Source organism: Nocardioides deserti, assembly GCF_014266025.1.
Lineage (GTDB): Bacteria > Actinomycetota > Actinomycetes > Propionibacteriales > Nocardioidaceae > Nocardioides > Nocardioides deserti.
Map to the genome: position 1 here is coordinate 40,353 of NZ_JACMYC010000016.1, position 22,886 is coordinate 63,238.

The following is a 22,886-nucleotide window of genomic DNA, read 5'->3' on the forward strand; positions in this document are numbered from 1 at the left end:
GGCGAACGCCCGGCCGCGGACCATCGTGGAGGTCCGTGGCCGGGCGTCGCAACGGGATTACCGCGCCGGGCGGGGAAGGGTCAGCAGACCGAGTCCGAGGGCCTGGGGTTGCCGAGCCCGAAGAGCGGGCGCAGCGCGAGGCCGCCGACGGTGCCGAGCACGGCGGTGACGCCCCAGAGCCAGCCGTGGAGGCTGAAGGAGGCGATGCCGCCGAAGTACGCGCCGATGTTGCAGCCGAAGGCGATCCGCGCGCCGTACCCCATCAGGATCCCGCCGACGACGGCACCGGCGGCCAGCCGCCCCGGGATGCGGCGGTGCAGCACCCACGAGCCGGCCGCCGCCGAGGCGACGAGCGCGCCGAGGATGATGCCGAGGTCCATGACCGAGGTCTTCTCGACCAGCACGCCGGCCTGGTACTTCGCGAGGTTGCCCGGGTCGGACCAGAAGCCCCACGACAGGACGTCGACGCCGACCGCGTCGAGGATCTTCGAGCCCCACATCGCGAAGGCGAAGGTGATGCCCCACGCGCCGCCGGAGACCAGCAGCGTCAGCGCGTTGAGGCCCGCGAGGAGCAGCGCACCGACCCACAGCGGCCAGGAGCCGCGTACGGCGCGTGCCGCTCCGGTCGCGACCGGCGGCCGCTGCACCGGCGGGACGGTCCGGCCGCGCGCGAGCAGGTAGGTCAGGCCGACCACGGCGGCCATCACCGCGAGCGAGATCGCCCACGCGCCGAGGTAGCCGCCGCCCACGTCGGTCAGCGACACCGGCTCGAAGCTCGGCAGGTCGCCGGTCCACCACGGGAAGTGCAGCGCGCCGAGGGTCGACCCGGCGACGAACCCGGCCAGCGTCAGCACGATCGCGCTCTGCCCGGACCCGATCGCGAACAGGGTCCCGGACGCGCACGAGCCGCCCAGCTGCATGCCGACGCCGAAGAGGAACGAGCCGACGAACAGCCCGAAGCCGATCGGCGCCAACGACGGCTCGGGCACGGCGTCGCCGATCGCGGTGCCGGTCGCGAGGATCGGCGCGAACAGCGTGCAGGCGACCGCCAGCATCAGCATGTGCGCGCGCAGCGCCTTGCCCTGCCGGACGGCGACGAGCTGGCGCCACGCGGAGGTGAACCCGAAGCGGCTGTGGAAGAGCACGAACCCGAGCGCCAGGCCGATCGCGAAGAGGGCGGCCGGGGTGCCGCCCGAGCGGGTCCAGATCAGGCCGCCGAGCGCGAGCGCGGCGAGCAGGCCCCCGATCACGAGGCCGGCCTGCGCCGGCGGCGCCTCCGCCGGGGGAGGCCCGGGCGGGACCGCCCGCGGGCCGTCGGCCGCGGCGCTGCGCGGTCCGGGTCGATGCAGGATGGACATGGGTCACCTTCCGGTCGCGACGGCAGGACCTGGCACAACCGGCGGCCCCCCGTCCCTGTTCCCGCCGCACGGTTGCTCCGCCCGTTCCGGCCGACCCGACCAGGAGCGGCGAAGCGTCGTGCGGCGTCGGCGGCAGGGGTTACCGTTCGCCGGTGCTCCGACCCCGCCGGCTGCTGACCGGACTGCTCACCGCCGCGCTGCTGCTCGGCGGGTCCGCGGCCGCCCTTCCCGGCGAGCGTGCCGCGACGGGTCCGCGGCCCGGCGCGGCCGGCATCGGCGACCCGTACTTCCCCCGGGACGGCAACGGCGGCATCGACGTCCGGCGCTACGACGTCGACGTCAGCTACGACTTCGCGCGCGGCCGGCTCTCCGGCACCACCCGGCTGACGCTGCGGCCCACCCAGGCGCTGTCGCGCTTCAACCTCGACCTGCTCCTGCCGGTGCAGGACGTCCGCGTCGACGGTCGCCGCGCCGGCTGGACCCGCCCCGACCGCCACGAGCTGCGCATCCGGCCCGCCCGCCCGCTCGCCGCCGGCGAGGTGGTGACCGTGCTCGTGCGGTACGCCGGTCGGCCCGGGCGGTTCGGCTACGCCGGCGAGCGGAACTGGCTCGCCGACGGCGGCGAGGTCGTCGCGATGAACCAGCCGCACATGGCGCCGTGGTGGTTCCCGGCCAACGACCACCCACGCGACAAGGCCGTCGTGGACGTGGCGGTGACGGTGCCGACGGCCAAGCGGGTCGTCGGCAACGGCCGGCTCGTCTCGCGCACCGTCCACGGCCGGACCGCGACCACGCGCTGGCGGGCCGCGGAGCCGATGGCGCCGTACCTCGCGTTCTTCGCCGCCGGCCCCTTCGAGGTCGACCGCGGCACCGACCGCGCCAACACCCCGGACGGGCGGGACCTGCCGTGGTACGTCGCCGTCTCCCGCCGCATCCCCGAGCCGGACCGGTCGCGGTCGATGGACCTCATGCGTCAGACGCCGGCGATCGTCCGGTGGGCCGAGCGGCAGCTGGGCGAGTACCCGTTCGGGTCGACCGGCGGGGTGACGACCAGCCTCGACCCGGGTTTCGCGCTGGAGAACCAGACGCGGCCGACGTACCCCGTCATGCACGGCCACGGCGCGCTCGCCACCGTCGTGCACGAGGTCGCCCACCAGTGGTTCGGCGACTCGGTCTCCGTGCGCGGCTGGCGCGACATCTGGGTCAACGAGGGCGCGGCGACGTTCCTGGAGGCGCGGTACGCCGAGACGCACGGCGGCGTGCCGGCGCAGCGCTGGATGGAGGGCACCCACGCGGCGCTGGCCGGCTCCGAGGAGTTCTGGGACCTGCGGGTCGACGACCCCGGGCCGAGGCGGATGTTCGCGGCGCCGGTCTACGTGCGCGGTGGGATGACGTTCCAGGCGCTGCGCCAGCGGATCGGCGAGGACGACTTCTGGCGGCTGCTGCGGACCTGGGTGGGTGACCGCGCCGGCGGCCACGGCTCCGGCGTGCAGCTCGAGGCGCTCGCGGAGCGGGTGAGCGGGGAGGACCTCGACGCGTTCTTCGACGCCTGGCTGCGCGCGCCGCGACCGCCGGCGCGCACGGCCGCCAACGGGTTCGCGTGACCGTCGACCGCGCGCTCCTGGAACCGTTGCTGGCGTTCGCCGCCGGCGCACGGCTGGACCACGGTTTCGGCCACCTCGACCGGGACGGGACCGTTGATGGTGGGCGCGCGCTGGAGCTGTGGATCAACGCGCGGATGACCTACGTCTTCGCGCTGGCGTCGATGCTCGACGACGCGGGTCCGGTGCCGGCCTTGGAGCTGGCGCGGCACGGCGTCGACGCGCTCGCGGGGCCGTTCGAGGACCCCGTGCACGGCGGCTGGTGGAGCGCGCTCGACCCCACCGGCGTCCCGACGCAGGACACGAAGTCCTGCTACGACCATGCCTTCGTCGTGCTCGCCTCCGCCACCGCGGCGGTCGCCGGCGTGCCGGGCGCGGACGACCTGCTCGAGCGGGCACTGGCCGTGCACGAGCAGCGCTTCTGGGACGACGCGCGGGGTCTCTGCGTCGAGTCCTGGTCCGGTGACTGGTCGATCGCCGAGGACTACCGCGGCGCCAACGGCTGCATGCACACCGTCGAGGCCTACCTCGTCGCCGCCGACGCCACCGGCGACCCGGTCTGGCGGGGCCGGGCGCTGCGCATCGCCGAGCACCTCGTCGGCCGGGTCGCCCGCGCGCACGACTGGCGGCTGGTCGAGCACTTCGACGCGTCGTGGCGGCCGCTGCCCGAGCACCACCGCGACCGGCCGGCCGACCCGTTCCGCCCCTACGGCGCGACACCCGGCCACGGGCTGGAGTGGGCCCGCCTGCTCGTCTCGCTCCGAGCCGCGCTCGAGCGTGCCGGCGAGGAGCCGCCGGCGTGGCTGCTCGGAGCCGCTGTCGGCCTCTTCGACCGGGCGGCCGCCGACGCCGACGAGGGCCGCACGGGCTTCCCGTACACCACCGACTGGACCGGCGCCCCCGTCGTCGACCAGCGGTTCCACTAGGTCCACTGCGAGGCGGTGCTCGCCGCCGACGCGCTCGCCCGGGCGACGGGGGAGGAGCGGTACGCCGCGCTGGTGGAGCGGTGGTGGACCTTCACCGTCGAGCACTTCGTCGAGGCCGACGGATCCTGGCTCCACGAGCTCGACGCCCGCCTCGCGCCCTCGGGCCTGACCTGGCCGGGCAAGCCCGACGCCTACCACGCGACGAACGCCCTGCTCCTCCCGTCGCTGCCGCTCAGTCCGTCGGCCGGGGTCGCGCTGCGCGCCGGCGAGCTGGGCCGAGGGCGGGAAGCACCAGCACCGCGACGGTGAACGGCACCGCACCGAGAGCGAGCACCGCCAGGTCTGCAGACCCGTCCAGCTCGACGACGTCGTGGGTGAGGACGAGCTGCGAGCCGGTCTGGAACGCGACGTGGAACCCGAACGTCGTCCACACGCTGCCGGTGGTCATCCGCAGGTAGCCGAGGACAGCCCCCATCGCGACGAACAGCGAGAGGTCGAGCAGGCCCAGCCCGCCGCGCAGCACCAGGACCGCTGCGGTGAACAGCGCCGTCTGCACCGCGACGACGGCCCATCCCCGGAGCCGTTCGGAGAGCACCGCGGTGAGGTGGCCGCGGAAGGCGAGCTCCTCGGGGACCGCCTCCGAGAGGAGCACGGCGAGGAGCAGCAAGGTCAAGACCGTCCAGAACCGGTCCGCCGGCGCGGTCACCGTGAGCGGCGCGCCCAGCAGCGCGAGGACACCGAACGCCCCGGCGGCGGGCAGCAGCCAGGCGGCTGCGCCGAGCAGGAACAGGCGCCAGCCGTCGGCCGCGGCGCCGAGGCCGACGTCCCGGAGCCGACGCCGCTCGACGTGGGTGAGGACGAGCACGACCACGAGCACCACGGCCGACACGGCGAGGCCACCGGCAGCGCGGGCGACGAGCGTGCTGACGGCGGTGGGCTCTGCGTCGCCGACGGCACGCGAGAGGAGGTGGAGGGCAGCCAGGGTCGCCCCCAGGAGCACCGCGATCCGCACCAGCACGCTGCTCACCGGTGGTCGTCCCGAGCCTCGTCCACCTCAGCCCAGGAGCGGCGCGGTGGCGCGGGCGAGGAGGCTGGGGCGGCGGGTGAGTGACTCCTCGGCGTCGGCGAGGCGGGTGGCGCGGAGGCCGGCGTTGATGCCGAGCCAGCGCAGCGGTTCCGGCTCCCACGCGGGGGAGTGGTGGCCGACCCACGGCAGGCGGACCAGGTCGGTGTCGTGGCCGAGCACGAGGTCGCGCAGGGTGCGGCCGGCGAGGTTGGTGGTGGCGACCCCGTCGCCGACGTACCCGCCCGCCCACGCGAGCCCGGTCCGTCGGTCCAGCCCGACCGAGGCGCACCAGTCGCGGGCGATGCCGAGCGGGCCGCCCCAGGCGTGGGTGACGCGCGTGCCGGCGAGCACGGGGAAGAGGTCGACGAGGGTCGCGTACAGCCCGGCGAAGACCCGCTCGTCGCGGTCGAAGGCGGGGCTGACCCGCGAGCCGAGGTGGTACGGCGCGCCGCGGCCCCCGAAGGCGAGCCGGTCGTCGGCGGTGCGCTGGCCGTAGATGACCAGGTGCCGGTGGTCGCTGAACGTCTCGCGCCGGGCCAGGCCGATCTCGTCCCACACAGCCTGCGGCAGCGGCTCGGTGGCGATCATCAGCGAGTAGACCGGGACGACCGCGCGCCGCTGTCCGGGCAGGAGCGGCGTGTAGCCCTCGGTGGCGCGGACGACGACGTCGGCGCGCACGTCACCGGCAGCGGTGCGGGCGCGGCCGGGCTCGATCGCGGTCACCCGCGTGGACTCGTGAATGGTCACCCCGTGCCGCTCGCACGCGTCGGCGAGCCCGCGGACCAGCCGCGCGGGGTGGATCGCGGCGCAGTCCGGGGTGTACGTCGCGCCGACGGTGCCGCTCGCGCGCAGCACGCCGGTCGCCTCCCGCGCGTCGAGCAGCCGCAGGTCGTCCTCGCCGCGGTCCCAGGTACGGGCCGCGGCGACCTCGGCGCGGGCCCGCCCCCACTGGGCCCGGTTGCGAGCGACGACGACGGTGCCGCCCTTGGCCAGGTGGCAGTCGATGCCCTCGGCCGCCGCGGTCCGGGCGACCTCGTCGACCGTCGCGCGCATGGCCCGGTGCTGGGCGAGCGCTGCGTCGCGGCCGGCCGCCGCAGCCAGCGAGGGCAGCGAGGCGGGGAACAGCGCGGAGCACCAGCCGCCGTTGCGCCCGGACGCGCCGTGCCCGACCTGCTCGGCCTCGACCACGACGATGCGCAGGGAGGGGTCGGCGACGGCGAGGGAGTACGCCGTCCACAACCCGGTGTAGCCGGCGCCGACGACCACCACGTCGGCGTCGTGGGTGCCCGGCAGCGGCGGGCGCGACGGCGCGGGCGGGGCCGTGTCGTGCCACAACGAGCGGGTCAGCGGACACCCCAGGAGTAGGTCTGCTTGCGCAGGCTCAGGTACATGAACGTCTCGGTCGCGACGACGCCCTCGATCGACCGGACGCGGTGCGAGAGCAGGTCGAGGAGGTGGTCGTCGCTCTCGCAGACCACCTCGACGAGCAGGTCGAAGGAGCCGGCGGTGATTACGACGTAGTCGACCTCGTCCAGCGCGCTCAGCGCGTCGGCGACCGGCTCGAGCGGACCCTCCACCTTGACGCCGACCATCGCCTGGCGGGCGAAGCCGAGCTCGAGCGGGTCGGTGACCGCCACGACCTGCATGACGCCGCCCTCGACGAGGCGCTGCACCCGCTGGCGCACCGCGGCCTCCGAGAGCCCGACGACCTTGCCGATGGCCGCGTAGGAGCGGCGGCCGTCCTGCTGGAGCTGCTCGATGATCGCCTTGGAGACGTCGTCGAGGGGGACAGCGGGCCGGTCCTGCTTGCGAGCCATGGCCGCATGCTCGCAGTCGGGTGGGGGACGGTCAAAGGGCGCGCCGCCTCGGGCAAGCGATTTCGTTGCGAGCAGGTTTCGATTCGACGGTATCCCTTGTAGCCCCCGGCGTCCTTTGACAGGATCCACGGGCCATCCATTGATCCCGAGGAGCGCGCATGTCCCCTGACCGGACCTCTCTCGACGCGATGATGCGAGCGTCCCGCTCCGCAGCGATGGGTCGCCCGATCGGGCGGCGCGGCCTCCTGCGCGGTGCCTCCCTCTCCGCCCTGGCACTCGGCGTGCCCGGCCTGCTCGGAGCCTGCGGCACCGAGTCCCAGGTGCAGAACGCGGACGACTGCCAGGGCCCCGACCGGTCGGCGGAGGAGAAGGAGCTGGTCTTCTCCAACTGGCCGGAGTACATCGACCAGAAGGGCAAGGCGATGCCGAGCCTCGCGCAGTTCGAGCAGGCGACAGGGATCACGGTCACCTACAACACCGACGTCAACGACAACAACGAGTTCTTCGCGAAGGTCAAGGACCAGCTCGGCAGCTGCGAGCCGGTCGGCCGCGACATCATCACGCTCACCGACTGGATGGCGGCGCGGATGGTCAGCCTGGGCTGGCTGCAGAAGCTCGACAAGGCGAACCTCCCCAACGTCGAGGCGAACCTCGTGGAGAGCCTGCGGTCGCCGAGCTGGGACCCCGAGCGGGACTACAGCGTGCCCTGGCAGAGCGGCGTGACCGGCATCGCCTACAACGCGAAGTACACCGGCGAGGTCGGCAGCTTCGAGGAGCTGATGACGCGCCAGGACCTCAAGGGGAAGATCAGCCTGCTCTCCGAGATGGGGGACACGATGCTCTTCATGCTGCTCCTCGAGGGAGCGGACCCCGAGGACTTCACCGAGGACGAGTGGCAGGCGTCGCTCGACCGCCTCGAGGGGTACGTCGGGTCGGGCCAGATCCGCCGGTTCACCGGGAACGACTACATCCGCGACCTCAACGCCGGCAACGTCGTCGCGTGCGAGGCCTGGTCGGGCGACGTCATCGCCATGCAGTACGACAACCCCGACATCAAGTGGGTCGTGCCCGAGGAGGGCCTGTCGCTGTGGTCGGACAACCTGCTCGTGCCGAACCTCGCCGAGCACAAGACCAATGCCGAGAAGCTGATGGACCACTACTACCAGCCGGAGGTCGCGGCCACCCTCGCCGCCTGGGTGAACTACATCTGCCCCGTGGACGGTGCGCGCGAGGCCATGGAGAAGATCGACCCGTCGCTGGTGGACAACGAGCTGATCTTCCCCGACGAGGAGTTCCTCGCCAACGCCTACGGCTTCAAGCAGCTCGACGTGAAGACGCGCCAGCAGTACGAGAAGGACTTCGCCCAGGTGATCGGCGCCTGATGGGCGGCGACCTGACCCTGACGTCGGTCACCAAGCGGTTCGGCGCCTTCACCGCGGTCGACGACCTCGACCTGCGGGTGCCGGAGGGTTCCTTCTTCGCCCTGCTCGGGCCGTCGGGCTGCGGCAAGACGACGACGCTGCGGATGGTCGCCGGGCTCGACGAGCCGACGACCGGGACGGTCCTGCTGGGCGACACGGACATCACCCGGCTCAAGCCGTACAAGCGCCCGGTCAACACCGTCTTCCAGAGCTACGCGCTCTTCCCGCACCTGACGGTCGCGGACAACGTGGCCTTCGGGCTCAAGCGGCGGGGTCGCCGCAAGATCGACGACGAGGTGGCCGAGATGCTCGCCCTCGTCGAGCTCCAGCAGCTCGCGAAGCGGCGTCCCGGCCAGCTCTCCGGCGGCCAGCAGCAGCGCGTGGCGCTGGCCCGGGCGCTGATCAACCAGCCGGAGGTGCTTCTGCTCGACGAGCCGCTCGGCGCGCTGGACCTCAAGCTCCGCCGGCAGATGCAGATCGAGCTCAAGCGGATCCAGACCGAGGTCGGGCTCACCTTCGTGCACGTCACCCACGACCAGGAGGAGGCCATGACGATGGCCGACACGGTCGCGGTGATGAACGAGGGCCGCATCGAGCAGCTGGGCCCGCCGGAGGAGCTCTACGAGTCCCCGGCCACGACCTTCGTCGCGAACTTCCTCGGCCAGTCCAACCTCGTCGCCGGCTCGGTGACCGGCACGTCCGGCGACCTCGTGCACGTGGAGGTCCACGGCGCCCGGGTGTTTGCCGGACGGTCGCGCTCGCGAGTGACCGAGGGGGACGTCTGGGCCGGGGTACGCCCGGAGAAGGTCTACCTCGCCGGCCCGGGGGAGGAGGCCGCGGACGAGGTGAACAGCCTGCGCGGCGGAGTCGTGAGCGACGTCAGCTTCGTCGGCGTGAGCACCCAGTACCTCGTGCGGATGGCCTGGGACCAGGAGCTCACCGTCTTCGAGCAGAACACCGGCGCCCGCAAGCGGTTCCGCCCCGGCGACCAGGTCGACCTGCACTGGCGACCCGAGCACACCTTCCTCCTCGACGCCACGCAGGACGCCGCCGCCGGGGTCGAGCGGGAGCCTGTGTGAGCGCCGCCGGCCACGTCCCGTCGCTGGGACCGACGGAGGCCCAGCTCACCGGCCGACCCGACCCGGCGTCGCGTCGCAGCGGGTGGTCCGGCTACCTGCTCCTGCTTCCCGGCGGGCTCTGGCTCCTGCTGTTCTTCGTGGTCCCGACGGTCACGCTGATGGCGACCAGCCTCTATGACCCGGCCGGCTCGCTGCAGACCGGCTACGCCATGACCGGGCACTGGCAGAACTACGTCGAGGCCCTCGGGGACTACGCGCCGCAGTTCGTCCGCTCGCTCGTCTACGCCCTGTTGGCGACGGTCGCCTGCATCGTGCTGGGATTCCCCCTCGCCTACGCCATCGCCTTCAAGGCCGGACGCTGGAAGAACCTGATGCTGGTGGCGGTCATCGCGCCGTTCTTCACCAGCTTCCTGGTCCGCACCCTGTCCTGGCAGTACATCCTCGGCGACAACGAGGCGCTGGTCGGCTTCCTGCGCTCGATCCACGTGCTCGCGCCGGACGGCTACCTGCTGGCGACGCCGTTCGCCGTGGTCACCGGTCTGACGTACAACTTCCTGCCCTTCATGGTCCTGCCGCTCTACGCGTCGCTCGAGAAGCTCGACCCCCGGCTCATCGAGGCAGGGGCGGACCTGTACGCCTCGCCCGTGACCACGTTCCGCACCGTCACGCTCCCGCTGGCCATGCCCGGCCTGGTCGCGGGCACGCTGCTCACGTTCATCCCGTCAGCCGGCGACTACATCAACAGCGAGCTGCTGGGCAACCCGCGGACCCGGATGATCGGCAACGAGATCCAGGACCTGTTCGGTGCCGGTGACTACCCGACGGCGGCGTCGCTGTCGGTGACGCTGATGGCCGCGATCGTCGTCCTCGTCTTCGTCTACGTACGCCGTGCCGGCACCGAGGAGCTGTTGTGAGCGGCGTGGCGTGGCGAGGGCGCGCGTGGCTGGGCGACCACCTGGTGCTCCTGCTCGGGCTGCTCGTCCTGCTCTACATGTTCCTGCCGATCTTCGTCGTCGTGCTGATGTCCTTCAACGACCAGTCCAGCCGGAACAGCTACACCTTCGACGGGTTCACGCTCGCCAACTGGACCGACATCTGCGCGCCGTACCAGCTGTGCGAGTCGCTCGGCACCAGCCTGCAGATCGGCCTGCTCGCCACCGTGCTGGCCACGCTGCTGGGCACCCTGATGGCGTTCGCGATGGTCCGCCACCGGTTCCGGGGGCGGTCGTCGGCGAACCTGTTCATCTTCCTGCCGATGGCGACGCCGGAGATCGTCCTGGGGTCCTCGCTGCTCGCGCTCTTCGTCAACGCCGGGCTCGCCGGCGTGCTCGGCTTCTGGACGATCTTCGTCGCCCACGTGCTCTTCTGCCTGTCCTTCGTCGTCGTCACGGTCAAGGCGAGGCTCGCCGGGCTCGACCCACGTCTGGAGCAGGCGGCGGCGGACCTCTACGCGAACGAGTGGCAGACGTTCTGGCGGGTCAGCTTCCCGCTGGTCTTCCCAGGCATCCTCGCCGCGGCCCTGCTGTCCTTCTCGTTGTCCTTCGACGACTTCATCATCACCAACCTCAACGCGGGCCAGGAGGTGACCTTCCCGATGTTCGTGTGGGGGGCGGCCCAGCGCGGCATCCCGCCGCAGATCAACGTGATCGGCACCGTGATGTTCCTGGTCGCGATGACCGTGGTGCTCGTCGGCGAGCTGAGCCGCCGCCGCCGAGCAGCCCGGTGACCGCCGGCGCGGCGCGCCGGGCCCTCGAGGACGCCGAGCCGGCCTGCCTGTGGGAGGACGACCCAGCGCGCCCGGAACCGCTCGACCCGCTGCACGCGGACGCGCACGCCGACCTGGTGGTCGTCGGCGGCGGCTACACCGGGCTGTGGACGGCCCTGCTGGCCCGGCGACGGCGACCCGACCGGTCGGTCCTGCTGCTGGAGGCCGACCGGTGCGGGGCGCAGGCGAGCGGTCGCAACGGCGGCTTCGCCGCGGCGAGCCTGACCCACGGCTTCGGCAACGGGCTCGAGCGGTGGCCCGAGGAGCTGGCGGTGCTCGACCGGCTCGGGGCCGACAACCTCGCGGCCATCGGACGGACGGTCGAGGAGCTGGGGATCGACTGCGACTGGCGCCCCAGCGGTGAGCTGTCGGTCGCGACGGCGCCGCACCACGTCCCCGAGCTCCAGGACCTGGCAGCCGAGATGACGGCACACGGGCACCCCGTCGAGTGGCTCGGCGCCGACCAGGTGCGGGGCCAGGTCGACTCCCCGACGTACCTCGGCGCGCTGTCCGACCCGCACGGCACCGCCCTGGTCGAGCCGGCCCGCCTCGCCTGGGGGCTGCGGCGCGCGTGCCTCGACGACGGCGTCACCGTCCACGAGCGCTCCCCGGTCCGGTCGGTGCAGCGCGCCGGCGCTGCGCTCGAGGTGCGCACCGACCGGGCGCGGGTGCGCGCCGGGCAGGTGGTCCTCGCCACCAACGCCTTCCCGCCCCTGTTGCGGCGGCTGCGGCTGATGAGCGTGCCGGTCCACGACTACGTGCTGGCCACCGAGCCGTTGACCCAGGAGCAGCTCGGCGCGCTCGGGTGGTCGGGGCGGCAGGGCATCAGTGATGCCGCGCACCAGTTCCACTACTACCGGCTCACCCGGGACGACCGGATCGTGTGGGGCGGGTACGACGCGGTCTACCGCTACGGCAACCGGATCGACGCCGACCACACGGCCGGCATGCCCACGCACCGGCTGCTCTCCGAGCACTTCCTCCAGACCTTCCCGCAGCTCGAGGGCGTCCGGTTCACGCACCGCTGGGGCGGGGTCATCGACACCTGCACCCGCTTCAACGCCTTCTACGGGACCGCCCACGGCGGGCGCACGGCGTACGTCCTGGGACACACCGGCCTCGGCGTCGCCGCCAGCCGGTTCGGCGCGCAGGTCGTGCTCGACCTGCTGGAGGGCGCTGACACCGAGCGGACCAGGCTGCGGATGGTCCGCGAGCGCCCGCTGCCGTTCCCTCCCGAGCCGGTGCGGTACGGCGGCATCCAGCTCACGCGCCGGGCCCTGGACCGCTCCGACCGGTCCGGTGGCCGCCGCGGGCCGTGGCTGCGCACGCTCGACCGGCTGGGCCTCGGGTTCGACTCCTGACCGCCCGCCCCCCGGTCGGGCGGTCAGGACGCTCTCGAGGGGCTCAGAGCAGCGAGTAGGCCTTGTCCAGGACGACGCGCAGCACCTGCTCCATCTCCTCGAAGTGCTCGGGGCCGCAGATGAGCGGGGGAGCGAGCTGGACGACCGGGTCGCCGCGGTCGTCGGCACGGCAGTAGAGCCCTTCGGCGAACAGCTGCTTGGAGACGAAGCCGTAGAGGATCCGCTCGGACTCCTCCGCGGTGAACGACTGCTTGGTCGCCTTGTCCTTGACCAGCTCGATCCCGTAGAAGTACCCGTCGCCGCGGACGTCCCCGACGATCGGCAGGTCCAGCAGGCGCTCGAGGATGGCCCGGCACTCCGCCTCGTTGTCGCGGACGTTCTCGAGGACGCGCTCCTCCTCGAACAGCTCGAGGTTGCGCAGCCCCACCGCGGTCGAGACCGGGTGGCCGCCGAACGTGTAGCCGTGGGCGAACATCGCCTTGTCCTCGAGGAACGGCTCCATCAGCCGGTCCGAGGCGATCATCGCGCCGAGCGGGGCGTAGCCGGACGTGATCCCCTTGGCGCAGGTGATCATGTCGGGCTGGTAGCCGTACCGCTCGGCACCGAACATGTGGCCGAGCCGGCCGAAGGCGCAGATGACCTCGTCGGAGACGAGCAGCACGTCGTACTCGTCGCAGATCTCGCGCACCCGCTGGAAGTAGCCGGGCGGGGGCGGGAAGCAGCCGCCGGCGTTCTGCACGGGCTCGAGGAAGACCGCCGCGACGGTGTCGGGGCCCTCGTTCTCGATGGCGATCGCGACCTGGTCGGCGGCCCAGCGGCCGAACGCCTCGGGGTCGGAGCCGTCCAGGAAGCCGGAGGTGATCTCGTCGGCGCGATAGGCGTTGGTGTTGGGCACCCGGAAGGTCGAGGGCACCAGCGGCTCGAACTGCTGCTTGAGCAGCGGCAGCCCGGTGATCGACAGCGCGCCCTGGGTGGTGCCGTGGTAGGCGATCGAGCGGCTGACCACCTTGTGCTTCATCGGCTTGCCGGTGAGCTTGAAGTAGTTCTTGGCCAGCTTCCACGCGGTCTCCACGGCCTCGCCGCCACCGCTGGTGAAGAAGACGCGGTTGAGGTCGCCCGGGGCGTACGACGCCACCTTCTCGGCCAGCTCGATGGCCGGCGGGTGCGCGTAGGACCACAGCGGCATGAACGCCAGCTCCTGGGCCTGCTTGGCCGCGGCCTCCGCGAGCTCGGTCCGCCCGTGGCCGAGCTGGGAGACGAAGAGGCCCGCCAGCCCGTCGAGGTAGCGCTTCCCGGTCGCGTCCCACAGGTAGGCGCCCTCGCCGCGCACCATGATCGGCACGTCGCCCTCGGCGTACGCGCCGTGGCGGGCGAAGTGCAGCCACAGGTGGTCCTTGGCGGCCTGCTGCAGGTGGTCGTAGTCCGGGTGCATGCACCCATGGTGCGCGCTCAGAGCCTCCGAACGCAAACGAATCCGCATCGATCGACGACTTGGGCTACGGAATTCGTGGCCGAAGCTGCCGGACGCCGAGGTGTCGGACGTCGCGATGCAGGTGGGTGGTAGACAGCTGCGCATGGAAACGGTCTTCCGCGGCGGGGCGGTCTTCGACGGTCGGCGCTACCTCGGAGCCGGTCGGGCGGTGGTCGTCCGAGCCGGACGCGTCGCCGCCCTGCTCGACGAGGACGAGGTGTCCTCGGTCGTCTCCACGAGCGGCTCCAGGGTCGTCGACCTGGCCGGCGGGCTGGTCTCGCCGGGGTTCGTCGACGCCCACGTCCACGCGGTCCAGGGCGGCATGGAGCGCACCCGCTGCGACCTCTCGGAGCTGACCACGCGCGAGGAGTACCTCGCCGCGGTGCACGACCACGCCGCCGCCCACCCCGACCGGCCCTGGGTGCTGGGCGGTGGGTGGTCCATGTCCGCCTTTCCCGGCGGCGCGCCCACCGCCGCCGATCTCGACACCGTGGTCCCCGACCGTCCGGTGTTCCTGCCCAACCGCGACCACCATGGCGCCTGGGTCAACACCCGGGCGCTCGAGCTGGCCGGCGTCGACGCTCGCACGCCGGACCCGCCGCACGGACGGTTCGAGCGCGACGCCGACGGCCGCCCGACCGGCACGCTGCACGAGGAGGCGATGCACGCGGTGGCTGCCCTCCTGCCCGCGACGACGGAGGCGGAGTACGACGCCGGCCTGCTCGCCGGCCAGGCCCACCTGCACGCCTGCGGCGTCACCGGCTGGCAGGACGCCATCGTCGGCGCGTACGCCGGCATGGACGACCCGGGCCCGGCGTACCTGCGTGCCGCGCGGGCAGGCCGGCTGACCGCACACGTCGTCGGGGCGCTGTGGTGGGATCGCGAGCGCGGGGAGGAGCAGGTGCCCTCGCTGCTCGAGCGGCGCGCCGACTACAGCCAGGGCCGGTTCCGCGCGACCAGCGTCAAGATCATGCAGGACGGCGTCGCGGAGAACGGCACAGCGGCGCTGCAGGAGCCGTACCTCGACCGGTGCGGGCACCGCACCGACAACCGCGGGCACTCGTTCGTCGACCCCACGGCGCTGCGTCGGTACGTCGCACGCCTCGACGCCGAGGGCTTCCAGGTCCACGTGCACGCGATCGGCGACCGCGGGGTCCGCGAGGCGCTCGACGCGTTCGTCGGCACCGACCCGGCCCGGCGCCACCACGTCGCGCACGTGCAGCTGGTGGACCCCGCCGACGTGCCCCGGTTCGCGGAGCTCGGCGTCGCGGCCAACCTCCAGATGCTGTGGGCGTGCCTCGACGACCAGATGGTCGACCTGACGCTGCCGGTCCTCGGGGCGGAGCGGGCGGCCTGGCAGTACCCCTTCGGCGACCTGCTCCGCGGCGGGGCCCGGCTCGTCGCCGGCAGTGACTGGCCGGTCAGCACGCCGGACCCCCTCGCGGCCGTCCACGTCGCCGTCAACCGTTGGATGCTCGGCGAGCCCGGGCGTGCGGGCAGCGAGCCGTTCCTGCCGGCGCAGGCGATCGGGCTCGAGGCCGCCTTCGCGGCGTACACGTCCGGGTCGGCCTGGGTGTGCCACCGCGACGACGCAGGGACCCTCGAGCCCGGCGCCGCGGCGGACCTCGTCGTGCTCGACCGCGACCCGTTCGCCGGGGCCCCGGAGGAGATCGGCGCGACCGGCGTCGTCTCCACCTGGGTCGACGGGGAGGTCGTCCACGAGGCGTGAACGGCCTGGCACGACGGGATCCGTCGCGCTGCGCGCACATCCCTCCCGATTCCGTTGTGATCTCGCTACTGTGCTGGCCATGACCGACCAGACGTTCCGCAATGTCATCGACGGGCAGCTCGTCGACCCCGCCTCCGGCGAGACCTACGAGGTCCTCGACCCCAGCACCGGCGAGGTCTACGCCCGCGCGCCCCGGTCGGGCGCCGAGGACGTCGATCGGGCGTACGCCGCCGCGCAACGCGCCTTCGAGGGCTGGGGGTCCACGACGCCCCAGGAGCGGTCGCTGGCCCTGCTGCGCATCGCCGACGCGCTCGAGGCGCGCGCCGAGGACTTCGTGGCCGCGGAGTGCCGCGACACGGGCAAGCCGATCGGGCTGACCGCCAGCGAGGAGATGCCGCCGACGGTCGACCACTTCCGGTTCTTCGCCGGCGCCTGCCGCGTGCTCGAGGGCAAGTCGGCGGGGGAGTACATGGCGGACCACACGTCGTTCATCCGCCGCGAGCCGATCGGCGTCGTCGGCCAGGTGACGCCGTGGAACTACCCGCTGCCGATGATGGTCTGGAAGATCGCCCCAGCGCTCGCCGCAGGCAACACCGTCGTGCTGAAGCCCTCGGACACCACGCCCGCGACCTCGACGATGATGGCCGAGCTGGCCCAGGAGTTCCTCCCGCCGGGCGTCCTCAACGTCGTCTGCGGCGACCGCGACACCGGCCGGGCGCTGGTCGCCCACCCGACGCCGCAGATGGTCTCGATCACCGGCTCGGTCCGCGCCGGCATGGAGGTCGCCGGCGCCGCGGCGGCCGACCTCAAGCGGGTCCACCTCGAGCTCGGCGGCAAGGCGCCGGTCGTGGTCTTCGACGACGCCGACGTCGAGAAGGCCGCGGCCGCGATCGCCGAGGCCGGCTACTTCAACGCCGGCCAGGACTGCACCGCCGCCACCCGCGTGCTCGCCGGCCCGGGCATCCACGACGACTTCGTCGCGGCGCTGACCGAGCAGGCGCGCGCCACCCGCACCGGCATGCCCGACGATGAGGACGTCCTCTACGGCGCGCTCAACAACGCCGACCAGCTCGCGCGGGTCAGCGGCATGGTCGACCGGCTGCCCGACCACGCCCGGCTCGAGGCCGGCGGCAGCCGGCAGGGGGAGGCCGGCTACTTCTACGAGCCGACCGTCCTCTCGGGTCTGCGGCAGGACGACGAGCAGGTGCAGGAGGAGATCTTCGGCCCGGTCATCACCGTCCAGCGGTTCTCCGACGAGGCCGAGGCCCTGCGCTGGGCCAACGGGGTGAAGTACGGCCTCGCCTCCAGCGTCTGGACCCGCGACCACGGCACCGCCATGCGGGTGTCGCGCGGCCTCGACTTCGGCGTCGTGTGGATCAACACCCACATCCCCTACGTCTCCGAGATGCCCCACGGCGGCTTCAAGCACTCCGGCCACGGCAAGGACCTCTCCATGTACGGCCTCGAGGACTACACGCGGATCAAGCACGTCATGAGCTACATCGGTGAGTGACCGGGTGGACCATCCGACGACCGACCCGGGGACCCCGATGCGCATCCTCCTCATCGGCGCCGGCGGCGTCGGCGCGGCCTTCTGCTCGATCGCGGTACGCCGCGACTTCTTCGCGGCGGTCGTCGTCGCGGACTACTCGCTCGCCTCGGCCGAGCGCGCGGCCGCCGCCGCCGACGAGCGGTTCACCGCCGCGCAGGTCGATGCCTCGAGCGCCGAGTCGGTCGCGGCGCTCGCCCGCGAGCACCGCGCCACGCACGTGCTGAACGCGGTCGACCCGCGCTTCGTGATGCCGGTCTTCGAGGGCGCCCGGGCCGCGGGAGCGGACTACCTCGACATGGCGATGTCGCTGTCACGACCGCACCCGGACGCGCCGTACGAGCAGACCGGCGTGAAGCTCGGCGACGAGCAGCTCGCCCAGGCCGACGCGTGGGAGGCCGACGGTCGCCTGGCGCTCGTCGGCATCGGCGTGGAACCGGGGCTGTCCGACGTGTTCGCGCGGTACGCCGCCGACCACCTGTTCTCCGAGATCGACGAGCTCGGCACCCGGGACGGGGCGAACCTCGCCGTCGAGGGCCACGACTTCGCGCCGTCGTTCTCGATCTGGACGACCATCGAGGAGTGCCTCAACCCGCCGGTGATCTGGGAGGGCGACGGGTCGGGCAAGGGGGAGTGGCGCACGACCGCGCCGTTCTCCGAGCCGGAGGTCTTCGACTTCCCCGAGGGCATCGGGCCGGTCGAGTGCGTCAACGTCGAGCACGAGGAGGTCCTCCTCATGCCGCGCTGGGTCGACTGCAAGCGGGCGACGTTCAAGTACGGCCTCGGCAACGAGTTCATCGAGGTCCTCAAGACCCTCCACAAGCTCGGCCTCGACCGCACCGACAAGGTGCGCGTCGGCGACGTCGAGGTCAGCCCCCGCGACGTCGTCGCCGCATGCCTGCCCAACCCCGCCGAGCTCGGCCCGCTGATGACCGGCAAGACCTGCGCCGGCCTGTGGGTCACCGGTCGTGGCAAGGACGGAGCGCCGCGGTCGACGTACCTCTACCACGTCGTCGACAACGAGTGGTCGATGCGTGAGTACGGCCACCAGTGCGTCGTCTGGCAGACCGCCATCAATCCCGTCGTCGCCCTCGAGCTGCTCGCCACCGGGGTGTGGCGGGGCGCCGGGGTCCTCGGCCCGGAGGCCTTCGACGCGGTGCCGTTCCTCGACCTGCTCACCGCCTACGGCAGCCCCTGGGGCATCCAGGAGCTCGACGCCTGATGCGCGGCCGGCGGGTCGTGAGGTTCATCGGCGACCCGATAAACCTCACGGTCCCACGCTGAAATTTCGTCGGGGGCCCGTGAGGTCCGTCGGCGCCCCGATGAACCTGACGGCCATCCGCGCCCCGCCGCAGTCGAGAGACTCAGCTGGCCGAGGGCAGCGAGTCCGCGCCGCTGGCGGGCAGCGGGTCGACGGCGGTCTCGCCGGCCCGCAGGAACCGCCCGGTCCGCTCGCGACCGAGGACGTCGGCGGCCCGCCCGTCGCGCCAGACGGTGCGACCACCGACCATGACGAGCGGGACGGTGGCGTCGTTGCGGTTGACCATCCGCGACAGCCCGCCGTACTGGTCGACCGGCGCCTCGGCGTACTCCTCCAGGGAGGCGTCGAGCCGCTCGGGGTCGACGACGAGGAGGTCGGCGCGGTCGCCGACGCGCAGGTGGCCGGCGTCGAGGTCGTACCACTCGGCGAGCTCGCCGGTCATCCGGTGCACGGCCTGCTCGACGCTGAGGAACGGCTTGCCGGCCTTCTCGGCGTCGTGGACGTGCTTGAGCAGCCGCAGCCCGACGTTGTAGAAGGCCATGTTGCGCAGGTGGGCGCCGGCGTCGGAGAAGCCCATCTGGATGCTCGGCGTCTGCGCCATCTTCTGCAGGATCTTCGGGCGGTGGTTGGAGATCGTGGTCCGCCAGCGCAACGCGGTGCCGTGCTCGAGCACGAGGTCGAGGAACGCGTCGACGGGGTGCGCGCCGCCGCGCTCGACGCCGACCTGGCCGAAGGACTTGCCGACCACCGAGGCGTCCGGGCACTCGACGATCTCGGCGTCGAAGAAGTCGCGGTGCCACACGCGCGGGCCGTACTTCGACTCGTAGTCCTTGCGGAACCGGGCGCGGTACGCCGGGTCGCGCATGAGCTCGTCGCGGGCGAGCTTCTCCTGCAGGTGCAGCGCGGCCGCGCCGGCCCCGAACTCCTCGAAGATCACCAGGTCGATGCCGTCGGCGTACACCTCGAACGGCACCGGCAGGTGCTGCCAGCGGAAGTCCGCCCCCAGCCGGTTGACCACCCCGCCGAGCAGGCGCATCAGGTGGATGATGAACGGGATCGCCTTGATGTCGGCGGCCGAGAGCAGGCTGGTCTTCAGCGGCTTGCGCCCCATCCCGAACAGCTTCAGCCCGATCGAACCCAGCGCCTGGGTGACGATCGTGTGCGGGTGGGTGGCGTCGGGGCCGGCCTGGAGCGCGCGGCCGCGGCGGCGCAGCACGTCGCGCAGGCGACGCATCTCGTGGCCCTTCGCGTACGTCGACGGCAGGGTGCGCGAGCGGCACAGGTCGCCGTCGAGCTTGTCGAAGAGCAGCTGCTGGGCCGACATGCCGATGAAGCCGGCGTCGAGCGCCTCGGTGAGCATCCGCTCCATCCGGTCCAGCTCGCTGCGCGTCGGGCGGACGTCGTCGCGGGTGGCGCGGTCCAGCCCCATGGTGGCGGCGCGCATGTCGGAGTGGCCGATGAACGAGGCGAGGTTCGGGCCGAGCGGGAGCGACTCCAGCGCGGCGACGTACTCCTCGGCGGAGCGCCACGTCTTGTGCGCGCCGACCGAGCGGATGACGTGCTGCCGGGGGATCGCCTCGACGCGGCCGAAGAGGTCGCCGGCGTCGACCGCGTCCACGTGGACGGTCGAGAGCGAGCACGACCCGAGCAGGATCGTGGTGACGCCGTGCCGCAGCGACTCCTCGAGCGTCGGCCCCTCGAGCACCTCGACGTCGTAGTGGGTGTGGATGTCGACCATCCCCGGCATGACCCACTGCCCGGTGGCGTCGACGACCTCGGGGCAGCCGGACTCGTCGAGCGGCTCGGCCGAGACCGCGGCGACCCGACCGCCGCGCAGCCCGAGGTGCCGCACCGCCGACGGCGCCCCCGTCCCGTCGAACCAGCGGCCGCCCTTGATGATCGTGTCGTAGGTCACGTCCGGATCGAACCCGCCCCGCTCGATTCGGTCAAGCCAGACGCGCGTCAAGCGGTTGCGCGGAACCCGTCGGCGACGACGTCGAAGGCCTCGTGCAGCAGCGCGTCGGAGATGGCCAGCGGCGGGAGGAACCGGAAGACGTTGCCCCAGGTGCCGCAGGTCAGCGTGACGACGCCCTGCTGGTGGCAGTACGCCGAGACGGCGGCGGCGCGCACGGGGTCGGGCTCGGTGGTGCCGGGCTCGCACAGCTCGATCGCCATCATCGCCCCGCGGCCCCGGACGTCGCCGATGACCGGGTGCTCGGCCTGCAGCGTCTCGAGCCGCCCGCGCATCAGCGCGCCGATGTCCCGGGCCCGGCCGACGAGGTCCCCGGCGCGCATCTCCTCGATCGCGCCGAGCGCCGCGGCGCAGGCCAGCGGGTTGCCGCCGTAGGTGCCGCCGAGCCCGCCGACGTGGACGGCGTCCATGAGGTCGGCGCGGCCGGTGACCGCGGCGAGCGGCAGGCCGCCGGCGATGCCCTTGGCGGTCGTCACCAGGTCCGGCACGACGCCCTCGTGGTCGCTCGCGAACCAGTCGCCGGTGCGGCAGAAGCCGGACTGGATCTCGTCGGCGATGAAGACGACGTCGTGGGCCCGGCACCACTCGGCGAGGGCCGGCAGGAAGCCGGGCGCCGGCTCGACGAAGCCGCCCTCGCCCTGCACCGGCTCGATGACCACGCAGGCCAGGTTGGTGGCGCCGACCTGCTTCTCGATCACGTCGACGGCCCGCCGGGCCGCCTCCTCGCCGGACAGCCCGTCGCGGAACGGGTAGGACATCGGGGCGCGGTAGACCTCGCCGGCGAACGGCCCGAAGCCGTGCTTGTAGGGCATGTTCTTCGCCGTCATCGCCATCGTGAGGTTCGTGCGGCCGTGGTAGGCGTGGTCGAAGACGACCACCGCGTCCCTGCCGGTCGCCACGCGGGCGATCTTGACGGCGTTCTCGACCGCCTCGGCGCCGGAGTTGAACAGGGCCGACTTCTTCGCGTGGTCGCCCGGCGTGAGCTCCGCGAGCCGCTCGCACACGTCGACGTAGCCGTCGTACGGCGTGACCATGAAGCAGGTGTGCGTGAACGCCTCGAGCTGCGCCGAGACGCGCTCGACGACCGCCGGGGCGGCGTTGCCCACGGTCGTCACGGCGATGCCGGAGCCGAGGTCGATCAGCGAGTTGCCGTCGACGTCCACGAGCACGCCGCCGCCGGCCGCGACGACGAAGACCGGCAGCGTCGTGCCCACACCGTCGGCGACGTGGGCGCGCTTGCGCTCGAGCCGCTCCAGCGAGAGCGGCCCGGGGATCTCGGTGACCAGGCGGCGCTCCTGGGGGAGGCCGGGCCCGCCCGTGGCCGGAGTCGTGCTGGGTGCGGACGTCGTCGTCATGCCGGAAGCGTAGGCGTGCTCCGCGTCACACGGGACCCGGCTGGGAGACTGTTTCGGTGACTGACCGCCGCGACATCGTCATCCTCGGCTCGACCGGCTCCATCGGCACCCAGGCCCTCGACCTGGTGCGCGCCAACCCGGACCGGTTCCGCGTCGTCGGGCTGACCGCCGGCGGGTCCAACCCCGACCTGTTCGAGCAGCAGGTCGCCGAGCTGCGGCCGGCGTACGCCGGCCTCGGTGAGGACGCGAGCGTCGAGGCGGCCTCGATGAGCGCGGACGTCGTCCTCAACGGCATCACCGGCGCCGTCGGCCTGCGCCCCACGCTCGCCGCGCTCGACGCCGGCACCACGCTCGCGCTCGCCAACAAGGAGTCCCTCGTCATGGGCGGCCCGCTGGTGCTGGAGCGCGCGCGACCGGGCCAGATCGTCCCGGTCGACTCCGAGCACTCGGCCGTGGCCCAGTGCCTGCGCGGCGGCGCCGCTTCCGAGGTACGCCGCCTGGTGCTCACCGCGAGCGGCGGGCCGTTCCGCGGCCGCACGCGCGCCGAGCTGGCCGAGGTGACGCCGGAGCAGGCGATGGCGCACCCGACGTGGGACATGGGCCCGGTCATCACCATCAACTCCGCGACCCTGGTCAACAAGGGGCTGGAGGTGATCGAGGCACACCTGCTCTTCGGCATCCCCTACGACCGGATCGAGGTCGTGGTGCACCCGACGAGCGTCGTGCACTCGATGGTGGAGTTCGTCGACGGCTCGACGCTGGTCCAGGCCAGCCCGCCGACGATGATGATCCCGATCGCGCTGGGTCTCGCCTGGCCCGACCGGGTCCCCGACGCCGCGCCGCCGGTCGACTGGACGAGGCAGGAGGCCTGGGAGTTCCACCCGCTCGACGACGAGGCGTTCCCCGCCGTCGCGCTGGCGCGGGCGGCGGGGAAGCAGGGTGCGACGGCGCCGGCGGTCTACAACGCGGCCAACGAGGTGTGCGTCGACGCCTTCCGCCGGGGCGCCCTGCGGTTCGTCGAGATCGTCCCCACGGTTCAGGCTGTTCTCAGCGAGCACGTCGTACCCTCGAACGAGCACCTCACCGTCGACGACGTCCTCGCCGCCGACGCCTGGGCCCGGTCCCGGGCGGAGGCGCTGCTCGAGCCGTGACCCA

General features: G+C 72.9%; 17 protein-coding genes and 1 pseudogene. 11 read left to right on the forward strand and 7 right to left on the reverse strand.

Annotation, left to right across the window (positions count from 1 at the left end; translation table 11 throughout):
* Nucleotides 1-80: 80 nt before the first annotated feature.
* Nucleotides 81-1,358 carry a YeeE/YedE family protein gene (locus H7344_RS17615; protein WP_186347304.1) on the reverse strand — a complete coding sequence of 426 codons (1,278 nt, stop codon included), beginning with the start codon at nucleotides 1,356-1,358 and terminating at the stop codon, nucleotides 81-83.
* Between the two features lie 152 nt (nucleotides 1,359-1,510).
* Here H7344_RS17615 and H7344_RS17620 point away from each other — a divergent pair, with 152 nt between their 5' ends.
* Together H7344_RS17620 and H7344_RS17625 are read left to right on the forward strand one after the other, a co-directional pair.
* The gene (locus H7344_RS17620; RefSeq protein WP_186347305.1) at nucleotides 1,511-2,962 is read left to right on the forward strand and encodes a M1 family metallopeptidase; all 1,452 of its coding nucleotides are present in this window, start codon (nucleotides 1,511-1,513) and stop codon (nucleotides 2,960-2,962) included.
* Nucleotides 2,959-4,194 (forward strand): annotated as a pseudogene (locus H7344_RS17625) (AGE family epimerase/isomerase). Before H7344_RS17620 ends, H7344_RS17625 begins: the two are co-directional and overlap by 4 nt.
* Here H7344_RS17625 and H7344_RS21305 read toward each other — a convergent pair.
* From H7344_RS21305 to H7344_RS17640, 3 genes are read right to left on the reverse strand one after another with little or no spacing between them, the layout of a single operon-like run.
* Nucleotides 4,118-4,912, reverse strand: coding sequence for a CPBP family intramembrane glutamic endopeptidase (locus tag H7344_RS21305; RefSeq protein ID WP_186347306.1), 795 nt, complete (start codon nucleotides 4,910-4,912; stop codon nucleotides 4,118-4,120). The pseudogene H7344_RS17625 and the gene H7344_RS21305 sit on opposite strands and share 77 nt — an antisense overlap.
* Nucleotides 4,913-4,939: 27 nt before the next feature.
* Entirely contained in the window at nucleotides 4,940-6,286 is a 1,347-nt protein-coding gene (locus H7344_RS17635) for an NAD(P)/FAD-dependent oxidoreductase (RefSeq protein ID WP_229706857.1), read from the reverse strand.
* 8 nt (nucleotides 6,287-6,294) lie between these two features.
* Nucleotides 6,295-6,768 carry an Lrp/AsnC family transcriptional regulator gene (locus H7344_RS17640; RefSeq protein ID WP_186347307.1) on the reverse strand — a complete coding sequence of 158 codons (474 nt, stop codon included), beginning with the start codon at nucleotides 6,766-6,768 and terminating at the stop codon, nucleotides 6,295-6,297.
* A gap of 158 nt (nucleotides 6,769-6,926) precedes the next feature.
* Here H7344_RS17640 and H7344_RS17645 point away from each other — a divergent pair, with 158 nt between their 5' ends.
* Genes H7344_RS17645 through H7344_RS17665 form a run of 5 tightly spaced genes read left to right on the forward strand, consistent with a single transcriptional unit; the run spans nucleotide 6,927 to nucleotide 12,394 of the window.
* Nucleotides 6,927-8,150, forward strand: coding sequence for a polyamine ABC transporter substrate-binding protein (locus H7344_RS17645; protein WP_229706856.1), 1,224 nt, complete (start codon nucleotides 6,927-6,929; stop codon nucleotides 8,148-8,150).
* A complete protein-coding gene (locus H7344_RS17650; RefSeq protein WP_186347308.1) occupies nucleotides 8,150-9,268 on the forward strand; it encodes an ABC transporter ATP-binding protein in 1,119 nt (372 codons plus the stop codon). Before H7344_RS17645 ends, H7344_RS17650 begins: the two co-directional genes overlap by 1 nt.
* The gene (locus H7344_RS17655; RefSeq protein ID WP_229706855.1) at nucleotides 9,265-10,182 is read left to right on the forward strand and encodes an ABC transporter permease; all 918 of its coding nucleotides are present in this window, start codon (nucleotides 9,265-9,267) and stop codon (nucleotides 10,180-10,182) included. Before H7344_RS17650 ends, H7344_RS17655 begins: the two co-directional genes overlap by 4 nt.
* Entirely contained in the window at nucleotides 10,179-10,994 is an 816-nt protein-coding gene (locus tag H7344_RS17660) for an ABC transporter permease (protein WP_229706854.1), read from the forward strand. Before H7344_RS17655 ends, H7344_RS17660 begins: the two co-directional genes overlap by 4 nt.
* On the forward strand, nucleotides 10,991-12,394 hold the full coding sequence (locus H7344_RS17665) for an NAD(P)/FAD-dependent oxidoreductase (RefSeq protein ID WP_186347309.1): 1,404 nt from the start codon (nucleotides 10,991-10,993) through the stop codon (nucleotides 12,392-12,394). The genes H7344_RS17660 and H7344_RS17665 overlap by 4 nt, the downstream gene beginning before the upstream one ends.
* A 43-nt stretch (nucleotides 12,395-12,437) precedes the next feature.
* Here H7344_RS17665 and H7344_RS17670 read toward each other — a convergent pair whose 3' ends face one another.
* Nucleotides 12,438-13,826 (reverse strand): aspartate aminotransferase family protein, encoded by a 1,389-nt coding sequence (locus H7344_RS17670; protein ID WP_186347310.1) that lies wholly within the window; start codon nucleotides 13,824-13,826, stop codon nucleotides 12,438-12,440.
* 142 nt (nucleotides 13,827-13,968) lie between these two features.
* On the opposite strand from H7344_RS17670, the gene H7344_RS17675 reads away from it, so the two are divergent.
* The 3 genes from H7344_RS17675 (at nucleotide 13,969) to H7344_RS17685 (ending at nucleotide 18,365) form a co-directional block, all read left to right on the forward strand.
* A complete protein-coding gene (locus tag H7344_RS17675; protein ID WP_186347311.1) occupies nucleotides 13,969-15,594 on the forward strand; it encodes an amidohydrolase in 1,626 nt (541 codons plus the stop codon).
* 79 nt (nucleotides 15,595-15,673) lie between these two features.
* Nucleotides 15,674-17,107: a gamma-aminobutyraldehyde dehydrogenase gene (locus H7344_RS17680; protein WP_186347312.1), complete on the forward strand. Its 1,434-nt coding sequence runs from the start codon at nucleotides 15,674-15,676 to the stop codon at nucleotides 17,105-17,107.
* Between the two features lie 4 nt (nucleotides 17,108-17,111).
* A complete protein-coding gene (locus tag H7344_RS17685) occupies nucleotides 17,112-18,365 on the forward strand; it encodes a saccharopine dehydrogenase family protein (RefSeq protein ID WP_229706853.1) in 1,254 nt (417 codons plus the stop codon).
* Nucleotides 18,366-18,507: 142 nt separating this feature from the next.
* Here the strand turns inward: H7344_RS17685 and H7344_RS17690 are convergent, their stop codons facing one another.
* Both H7344_RS17690 and gabT read right to left on the reverse strand, forming a co-directional pair.
* The gene (locus tag H7344_RS17690; RefSeq protein WP_186347313.1) at nucleotides 18,508-20,319 is read right to left on the reverse strand and encodes an N-acyl-D-amino-acid deacylase family protein; all 1,812 of its coding nucleotides are present in this window, start codon (nucleotides 20,317-20,319) and stop codon (nucleotides 18,508-18,510) included.
* 47 nt (nucleotides 20,320-20,366) lie between these two features.
* Nucleotides 20,367-21,731, reverse strand: coding sequence for a 4-aminobutyrate--2-oxoglutarate transaminase (gene gabT / locus H7344_RS17695; RefSeq protein WP_186347314.1), 1,365 nt, complete (start codon nucleotides 21,729-21,731; stop codon nucleotides 20,367-20,369).
* Nucleotides 21,732-21,787: 56 nt separating this feature from the next.
* Here gabT and dxr point away from each other — a divergent pair, with 56 nt between their 5' ends.
* Nucleotides 21,788-22,882 (forward strand): 1-deoxy-D-xylulose-5-phosphate reductoisomerase, encoded by a 1,095-nt coding sequence (dxr, locus tag H7344_RS17700; protein WP_229706852.1) that lies wholly within the window; start codon nucleotides 21,788-21,790, stop codon nucleotides 22,880-22,882.
* The last annotated feature ends 4 nt before the right edge of the window (nucleotides 22,883-22,886 follow it).